The organism is Devosia sp. (assembly GCF_041917035.1).
Taxonomy (GTDB): Bacteria; Pseudomonadota; Alphaproteobacteria; order Rhizobiales; family Devosiaceae; genus Devosia_A.
In genome coordinates, this window is sequence record NZ_JAYRYM010000024.1 from 19296 (window position 1) to 28009 (window position 8714).

An 8714-nucleotide genomic window follows, 5' to 3' on the forward strand; every position below is an offset into this window, starting at 1 on the left:
TTCTAGAGTTTGCCGAGTCCCGCCGCCATCACGTCGTCCTTGCCGAACCGCTCGGCGATGACGAAGATGACCAGCATCGGGGTGAGCAGAATGAAGGTGACGACCGCGGCGGTCGGCAGCACCAGGATGTCGCCGCCCAGATAGCTCCAGAGCTGCACCGCCAGGGTGCGCACCTTGGGCGCCCCGACCATGAAGCTCTTCTCGAACTCCTCGAACGAGGCGATGAAGGTGAGCAGCCCGCCCGCGGCAAAGCCCGGCCAGGCAAGCGGCAGGGCGATGCGCCGCACCGCCACGAGGGGCGGGGCGCCGAGCGTTCGCGCGGCGAGGATCAGCTCGTTGGGAATGCCTTCGAGGGTTGCGGTGAGGATGCGGATCATGAAGGGAAGCGTTCCCACCACCTGCACCAGGATGACGCCGAGAACCGTGCTCGCCAGCCCGAAGCGGAAGAAGATCTCCCCGAGGCTGACGGCGACGACGATTCCCGGGACGATGACCGGCGCGAGGATGAACACCTCTACGGCGCGCTTCAGCCTGAACGGAAACCGCGCCAGCGCCCAGGCCGTCGGAAATGCCAGAGCGCCGGTGAGGAGGGTGACCACCACCGAGACGAACAGGCTCAACGCCGCCGAGGGCAGGATATTGCGGTCGGCAAGCACCTCCCGCCACGCCGACAGCGAGAAGGCACGCGGAACGATATCGGGCGGGAACCAGCCGACCGCCGGATCGTAGAAGGCCCATAGCGCTATGACGATGACTGGAAAGAGCAGCGTCAGCGCCAGGTAGCCATACAGCCCGAGGCCGACCAGCGCCTGGCTCCGCCGCGTCCGGGAACTGCCGCTCATCGGCCCGCTCCCTTGCCTGCCGAGCCGCTGAGCGAGCCGATGACGGCGTAGTAGGCCAGCAGCACCGCGATGGCGACGACGCTCAGCAGGGTGCCCATGGCATAGACCATGGGCCAGTTGCCCTCGCGGAAGCCCTGCACGAACATGTGGACGCTGAGCGGCAGCGGATAGGCCGGCCCGAGAAGGCTGGGGATGACATACGAGCCCAGCGAACCGATGAAGCTCAACAGCACCGCGGCGGTGATGCCCGGCTGCGCCAGCGGCAGCTGGATGCGCCTCAGTGTCGTCAGGCGGCCGGCCCCCAGCGTGCGCGCCGCGGCAAGCACATCGCGGCTGATCGCCGCCATGGAGCCGGCGATGATCAGGGTCATGAACGGGACGGCCTTCCAGGTCGAGGCGATGATGGCGCCGAGGCCGAGCCCGTCCCGGACCAGCCGCGGCATCTCGAGCCCCAGCGGCGCGAGCAGTCGCGTGCCCATGCCGCCGCGGTCGAGGATGACGAGGACGAGGAAGCCCGCGACCACGCCGGGCACCACCAGTGGAATCTTGTAGAGCGTGCCGAACAGGCTCCGGCTGGTATCGTTCATCTGCATCAGCGCGGCCAGCGGCAGGCTGATGAGCAGTCCGAGCAGGGTCGGCGCGACGCCCTGCCAGAGCGAGAAGAAGAGGCCATCGACATAGACCGGGTTGGAGATGAGCGCCGTCCAGGTATCGAGGGTCAGCGGCGACGCTCCCGGCGCCCGGCTGGTGAAGCTGCCGATCACCACGCCGGCGAGCGGCAGCCCGAACAGCACCGCGAGGTAGCCGACGCCCGGCAGAAGGCAGAGCAGGAGTGCCGCGGTGCTTGATTTGGCCCGGGTCATGCTGCCGCTTCCCGCACGGGGCGATAGGTGCGCAGCAGGTGCAGCGACGGGGGCGGCACGAGTTTCACGCCCTGCCCGGTGGCGAGAATGGCACTGCTGCCGCCGCTGGTGACGACCCGCAGCGTGCGGCCGCCCGATTCGACCCAGTAGTGGGTCGAGGCGCCCATGAACATGGACTGCCGCACCACCCCGTCCGGGTTCGTCCCGGTCGGCTCGACACGGAGATCCTCGGGCCGGATGGCGACGCCCTCGACGTCGCCGGCAGCCGGATTTTCGAGCTTGCTCACCGCTCCCCAGGGCAGCCGGCAGCTGTCCGCGTCGATCTGGGCGTCGACGACATTGGTCATGCCGAGGAACTCGGCGGTGAATCGATAGGTGGGGCGGCGATAGAGCTCGATCGGCGAGCCGCGCTCGACGATCTCGCCGTCCTTCATCACGACGATCTCGTCGCCGAGCGCCATCGCTTCGGACTGGTCATGCGTCACATAGATGGAGGTGATGCCGAGCTTCTGCTGCAGCGCCCGCAGGTCTTCCCGCAGGTGGTCGCGCAACTTGGCGTCGAGGTTGCTGAGGGGCTCGTCAAACAGCAGCACGTCCGGCTCGATAACGATGGCACGGGCCAGCGCCACGCGCTGCTGCTGGCCGCCGGAGAGTTGCCTGGGCAGCCGGGTCGCGAGGTCCCCCAGCCCGACCAGAGCCAGGGCCGCGGCGACGCGGCGCGTGATCTGGCTGCGTTCGACGCGTCGCATCTCGAGGCCGAAGGCGACGTTCCTTTCGACGCTCATGTGCGGGAACAGCGCATAGGTCTGGAACACCAGGCCGAAATTGCGCTTCTCCGGGGCGATGCCGTCGATGCGGCGCCCGTTGAGCAGGATCTCGCCCGCGCTCGGATCGGCGATGCCCGCGATGATGCGGAGCAGCGTGGTCTTGCCGCAGCCGGACGGCCCCAGCAGGATGACGAAGCGACCGGCGGGTACCTCGAGGTCGATGCCCTTGAGGACGCGATTGGCGTCGTAGTCCTTGCTGAGCTTGCGGATGGAAAGGGACGCGTCCATGGGCTTGGCCTTGGTTGGGAACGGCAGCGCCCGGAGGCGCTGCCGCGGCTTTGCGACTTACTTGCGCAGCACGTTGGCGGTGAAATAAGCCACCAGCTGGCTGTTGAGGACCGCCGGCATGCGCTCGATGGCGCGGCTGGCGAACTGCTCGGTCGGGATCAGCCGGGCGACCTGCTCGGGCGTGAAGCTCGCCGCCGGGTCGATATCGGTACGGGCCGAACGGGAACCGTTGATCTGCAGCTTTTCGAGCTGCACATCCTTGCTCATCAGGAAGTCGAGCATCAGCAGGCCCGAGGCCGGGTGAGCGCCGCCCACCGGGAAGAACAGGCCATCGCCGCCGCCGACCTGGCCTTCTTCCAGCAGTTGCTGGCGCACCGTCGGGGGGAGCAGGCCGCGACCGGTGAAGTCATAGGCCATGTCTTCCCAGGCAGTGCCGATGGCGCCGGCGCCGTTGGCGATCAGGTTCAGCGTGTCGGAATTGCCGTTGGTGACTTCGACCACCGGCAGCAGCGCCGTGTAGTAGTCCCAGACCGGCTTCATGCAGTCGCTGGCGGCGAAGGCGTCGGCCTCCTCCTTGGTGATGTCGTACTTGACGAAGGTGGTGCGGCAGGTCTCCTCGGTGACCTTGGCGAAGGCGACCGATTGCATGAAGCCGTTGCCCGAACCGCCGCCGGCCGGCGAGGTCACGATGAACTTGCCCGGATTGGCCTTGGCCCATTCGGCGATCGCATCGACCGTGGTCGGAACGGCATCGGCCGGCACCACGCGGGTGTCGTAGACGATATCGGTCTGGTTGCGGTGGAACGGCAGGAAGGCGCCGCCATGCTGGATGCCGCCGGTCACGGTGGCGATCTCCGGGTCGAGGCCGGCGCCGCTGGGCAGCAGCTGGTTGAGCGGGATGTTGGCCACGACGCCCTCGCCGGTCAGGAGCGGCAGGGCGCCCGAGCTGACGAAATAGGCGTCGGCGGGTGCCGGCGAGCCGGCCTTGTGAGCAGCGATGAGCTGCTGATTAGCGGTATCGCCTTCGCCGCGCACGTACTCGACCTTGATCCCGTATTTGGCTTCGAATTCCGGAATCAGGTGGTCGTTGAACAGCGGCCCGAACGAGTCGGTGAAGTCGTAGAAGGTCAGGGTGCCCTCTTTTTTCGCCAAGGGAACAATGACATCATAGAAATTGTCAGCCGTCAGCGCGCCGAGGTCGAAGCCCGGCTCGGTGTTGAACTTGTCCGAACCGACGGGCTCGACCGCGAAAGCGGTGGTGCTCATCAGCAAGGCGATGGACGCCGTGATCAGGGTCTTCATGGTTTGGTCTCCGCGTTGGGGGAAGGCTTGCGACCTCGTCGCAACTCTCCGGCACTCCGCGGCTCATTTCCCGATGAAAGCGGAGTGCCGGAAAACGGGGCTGGCAGCTGGGCCAGCAAGGTGTTGGCGACGGCGGGGGCGAGCGCGATGACCGGCGCCCCATCAGACAGCCCGCCGCGCTCGAGATAGGGGCCCACCAGGGCGCCGGCGCAGGCGGCAAGGTAGAGCCCGCCGACCGCATCCCAGGGGTTCATGTGCGGCTCGAGATATCCCTCCAGCCGACCGGCCGCCACATGGGCGAGGCAGAGGGCGCCGGCACCCAGCCGGCGATGCTCGGCACCCGACCGGCGCACCGCGGCAACGATCTGTTCGACCCGTTCGGGCGCGTGGCGCGGCGAGAACCCCAGGCCGAACACGGCCTCGCGAATGTCCGACTGCTCCGAGCAGCCCACCGGGTTGCCGTTGACCTGCATCGCCCGGTCCGGACCGGCATGGAAGAGTTCTGCCTGGACCGGATCGAGGATCCAGGCGGCGATCGGCCTGCCATCCTCCAGCAGGCAGAGCGAGACGCAGAAATAGCCCAGCCGTCGCGTGTAGTTCACCGTCCCGTCGATCGGATCGACCAGCCAGGTGAAGCCGTTCCGCGCGCCGGAGCCGCCGCCTTCCTCGCCCAGCAGCGCATCCTCGGGGAAGTGCTGCGCAACCTCGCGCCGCACCATCCCCTCGATCGCCAGGTCGGCTTCGCTGACCACATCACCCGCGCCCTTGGCGGAGATCGACATGCGAGGCGCATCGAGCACGCGTCGCGCAATGTCCCCCGCCGCGCGCACCAGCCGGTCCGCCAGCGCCAGCCTGGCGTCGACGCTCATGGCAACCCCCGCGTGGTCTGCCGCACGATCAGGCGCGGCGGGCAGGCGATGAGGGAGGTCGGGGTGGGGCCGGTCTCGCCGTTGCGATGCGCCTCGATGTGCGACACGACGCCATCGACCATGGTGTCCAGCGGCTGTTCGAAAGTCGTGAGCCGGTAGGGCAGCCAGGCCGCCGAGGGCAGGTTGTCGAAGCCGATCAGCGACAGGTCGGCCGGCAGGAAGACATCGCTCCCCCGCAGCCCATCAACGAAACCGAGCGCCAGCGCATCGTTGGTGGCGAACACCGCGTCCGGACGCGCGCCGACCGGCATCGCCAGCAGCCGCCGTCCGCAGTCGACGCCGGCCTCGGACGACATCTCGTCGCTGTGCCACACCAGCACGGGCTCGGCCTGTCGGGCCAGCGCGGCGAGAAAGCCCTCGGTGCGGCTGGTGCTGGCCCAGCTGTCCTGCGGACCGGCCAGCACCAGGAAGCGCCGGCGTCCCTCGGCGAGCAGTGCCTCGGCGGCCTGGCGCCCTCCACTCGGGTTGTCGGTGGCGATGGCATAGGCCGACGGATGGTTTGCCGGACGGTTCAGCGCCGCGAGGAACTGGCCGCGGCTGAGGATCGCCTCGGCGCGCTCCGGCCGGACCGTTCCAGCCGTCACCACCACGCCGCGCGTCCGCCAGCTGATCGTCTCGGCCAGCAGCCGGTCGACCTCCTCGTCGCGCTCGGCATAAAAGATGATCGGCTTGAGGTTGCGGTCCTCGAAGGCCTTGAGCAGGCGCGACAGCACCTGGGCGCGCCAGTCGAAACTGAGGCGCGTGGTGATCACGGCGACCAACGGAGCATCGCCGGTCACCATGCTGGCCGCCAGGGCGTTGGGTTGCCAGCCGATTTCCGCGGCGACCCGGAAAATGCGCTCGCGCGTGTCTTCGGCAATCCGGCCGTTGCCGCTGAAGGCCCGGCTGACCAGAGCCTGCGACACGTCCGCCGCGCGGGCGACGTCGCGCGAGGTCACCGCGGCCCGACCGTGCGGCCCAGGCCGCGTCATCGGCGGCCACGCACGGTAATACGTATTACCAAGGTCTCGGGGCTCAGCGGCAGGGTCATCACTGTCTCATCGCGGGTGTCTGGATGCGGCGAGTCATAGCGGCCCAATATGACGGTATGGTCTCAGGCCGACCGGTATTGCCCAGCGCCGGCGATGCTGGCAGCCTCGGCCGCCAGCGGGAGCGCAGCAGGGGACACAGATGACATTCGAGGGACTCGAGCTCAGGTCGCATATCGGCGCCGACGGCACCTTGCGCATCGGCCTCGTGACCGTGCGGCACGGTGCACCTGGGCCGGGAGACGTGATCATCCGGGTCGAGGCGGCGCCGCTCAACCCGACCGATCACTATCTGCTGACCGGGCCGGCGGACCAGGCGACGATGACTGCTTCGGGGACACGCGAGCGTCCGGAACTGACGATGACTATCCCTGCGGCAGCATTGCCCTTCGTCAGCCGCAGGGTCGGCATCAGCATGCCGGTCGGCGCCGAGGGCGCCGGTACGGTGGTCGCGGCGGGGGCCGGTGCCGAAGCCCTCGTGGGTCGCAGGGTGGCGGCCATGGCAGGTGGCATGTTCACCCAGTATCGGCAACTGGCGGCCCGCCGCTGCGTCGTGCTCCCGGACAGTGTCCCGACTGCCCGGGGAGCGGCCATGTTCGTCAATCCGCTCACCGTGCTCGGCTTTATCGAGACCATGCGTGACGAGGGGCATTCGGCGCTGGTGCACGCGGCGGCGGCCTCGAACCTCGGCCAGATGCTGGTCAAGGCCTGCCTTGCCGATGGCATACCGCTCGTCAACATCGTGCGCCGCCCGGAACAGGCCGCGATCCTGCATGGGATCGGAGCCAAGCTCGTCATGGACAGTTCCCGCCCGGACTTCGAGCACGAGCTCGGCCGCGCGGTTGCCGAGACAGGCGCCCGCCTGGCGTTCGATCCCATCGGCGGCGGCAGGCTCGCCGGCCAGATCCTCGCCGCCATGGAAACGGCCTCCGCCTCGCCGGATGGCGCCTACGAGCACTATGGCTCCGCGGTCCCCAAGGGCCTCTATATCTACGGCGGCCTCGATCGCGGCCCGACCATTCTCGAACTGCGCTTCGGCTTTGCCTGGCGCGTCGGCGGCTGGTTGCTCTTCCACTTCATGGCCCGCGCCGGGGCCGAGCGGATGGCAGGACTGCAGGCGCGGGTGCTGAGCGAAATCGACACGACCTTCGCCAGCCGCTTCACCCGCACGGTTTCCCTCGCCCAGGTGCTGGACCCCGAGGTGTTCGGCGCCTTCCAGGCAAAGTCGACCGGAGAGAAGTACCTCGTATCGCCGTCCGCCGACGTCTGAGATGGGGCCGGATTGCTTCCCTGCGCGACGGCCGGGGATCAACCGGCGGCCAACCGAAGCGATCTGGCGGAACCTCGTCGCTCGCTGACTGACCGAGGTCCTCAAGGCCTCGCCCGACGAGGAGCAATTCGCCGCACTAGCGGGGGATGCGCAAGCTACGAAATGGGCCTAGCATGGCTCGAACGGTCTGAATTGATGGGGGATCAATGCAGCCGAAAGTCATTGACGTCCTGCCGAGCACGCTCGTGCTCGGACACCGTGATGGCGGACCCAAGGCGGCCGGGCCGCCCTATCACGTCAGAACCACCGACTTCATGTTCGTGCTCGCAACGTTCGATCCTGAAGCCGCGCGTCGGGCCCTTCCCCAGTCGCTCTCTCCGGCGCCCGGCGAGCCGGGGTTCATGGCTCTCTACTCGGCACCGACAGGCTGGGGGATCACGCCCTACGCCGCCTTCTTCATCGCTGTCCCGGTCCTGGGATTCAATTCGCCGGATGGCTCGAGCGGCTACCTGATGGTCGAAGGCTTCTACTCGGGTCGTGCCGGGCCGGTCATGCGGTCCGACTACAATCGGCGACTTGGTCCCGGTTCGGTCCGGCAGTGGAACGATGGCGCGGTCTGGCACGGAGAAGTCGGGGCCCCCGACGCGCCCATTGTCACGCTGAGCGTCAGGCCGGTGCTACCTCGCCCCACCACGCCGCTGACCGCCGGTGTACACCACTACCTCGGTGAGCGCGAGGATGGTGGGTTGAATATCTACTCGGTCGCCTATTCCGGGACATTCTACCCGGTCGAGGATGTCGAGATCGATATCCACCCGCGCGCATCGCCGCTGCTTCAGAGCCTCAGGCCGTCGGCCATCCCGTATGCGTCGCTCTTGCCCGAAGCCCCCTTGACCTTCAGCCCGCCGCGGCCTCTGTCCACACCCCCTGTCGAGATTGCGCTCGAGAGCGCCCGCATGAGCCTGCTCGATCTGCTGTCGAGGTTGGGCCGGGCGGCCGCGCTGATCGGCGAGACCGGGCGGCTCATCTTCATCAACGCCGAGGGTGAGGAGCTTCTGCGGGGATCGATCCGGTCGGGCAGGTTCGAGGCCTGGAACCCGAGGGACCGGGTCGGGTTGCACGATGCCATTGCCGCCGCTGTGCGGTCCGGCCCCACCTCGATAGCCGAGCCCATTGCTCTTGACCGCCCCGATCGTGGCCACTCGGTCCTGGTCCAGGCGATTCCCGTCAGTGCCGTGCTTGCGGGCGAGCCCGCTTGCCTGGTCCTGTTCAGTGACACGACCGAGCCGTCGCGGGGCGACCCATCGGCCACGCTGGAACTGCTGGGCCTCACCCCCGCGGAAGCGCGCCTGGCATCGGAGGTCGGGAACGGGCTGTCGCCGAAGCAGGCCGCGACCAGGCTGGGCATCACCACGAACACGGCGC

8 protein-coding genes are annotated in these 8714 nt (G+C 68.3%); 2 read left to right on the top strand and 6 right to left on the bottom strand.

All coding sequences use genetic code 11. The features are described from left to right. Positions 1 to 2 precede the first annotated feature (2 nt). From ACE3TU_RS04750 to ACE3TU_RS04775, 6 genes are read right to left on the bottom strand one after another with little or no spacing between them, the layout of a single operon-like run. Positions 3 to 842, bottom strand: coding sequence for an ABC transporter permease (locus ACE3TU_RS04750; RefSeq protein WP_374620876.1), 840 nt, complete (start codon positions 840 to 842; stop codon positions 3 to 5). Then, complete coding sequence (locus tag ACE3TU_RS04755) at positions 839 to 1705, bottom strand: ABC transporter permease (RefSeq protein ID WP_374620879.1); 867 nt, start codon at positions 1703 to 1705, stop codon at positions 839 to 841. The genes ACE3TU_RS04750 and ACE3TU_RS04755 overlap by 4 nt, the downstream gene beginning before the upstream one ends. Then, complete coding sequence (locus ACE3TU_RS04760; protein WP_374620882.1) at positions 1702 to 2760, bottom strand: ABC transporter ATP-binding protein; 1059 nt, start codon at positions 2758 to 2760, stop codon at positions 1702 to 1704. The genes ACE3TU_RS04755 and ACE3TU_RS04760 overlap by 4 nt, the downstream gene beginning before the upstream one ends. Positions 2761 to 2817: 57 nt before the next feature. Next, entirely contained in the window at positions 2818 to 4062 is a 1245-nt protein-coding gene (locus ACE3TU_RS04765) for an extracellular solute-binding protein (protein WP_374620889.1), read from the bottom strand. Then, the gene (locus ACE3TU_RS04770) at positions 4059 to 4931 is read right to left on the bottom strand and encodes an inositol monophosphatase (RefSeq protein ID WP_374620891.1); all 873 of its coding nucleotides are present in this window, start codon (positions 4929 to 4931) and stop codon (positions 4059 to 4061) included. The genes ACE3TU_RS04765 and ACE3TU_RS04770 overlap by 4 nt, the downstream gene beginning before the upstream one ends. Further along, positions 4928 to 5929 (bottom strand): LacI family DNA-binding transcriptional regulator, encoded by a 1002-nt coding sequence (locus ACE3TU_RS04775; RefSeq protein ID WP_374620894.1) that lies wholly within the window; start codon positions 5927 to 5929, stop codon positions 4928 to 4930. The genes ACE3TU_RS04770 and ACE3TU_RS04775 overlap by 4 nt, the downstream gene beginning before the upstream one ends. 232 nt (positions 5930 to 6161) lie before the next feature. On the opposite strand from ACE3TU_RS04775, the gene ACE3TU_RS04780 reads away from it, so the two are divergent. Both ACE3TU_RS04780 and ACE3TU_RS04785 read left to right on the top strand, forming a co-directional pair. After that, on the top strand, positions 6162 to 7289 hold the full coding sequence (locus ACE3TU_RS04780; protein ID WP_374620896.1) for an alcohol dehydrogenase catalytic domain-containing protein: 1128 nt from the start codon (positions 6162 to 6164) through the stop codon (positions 7287 to 7289). A 206-nt stretch (positions 7290 to 7495) separates the two neighbouring features. Beyond that, a partial coding sequence (locus ACE3TU_RS04785) for a helix-turn-helix transcriptional regulator (protein WP_374620898.1) occupies positions 7496 to 8714 on the top strand: 1219 nt, incomplete at its 3' end.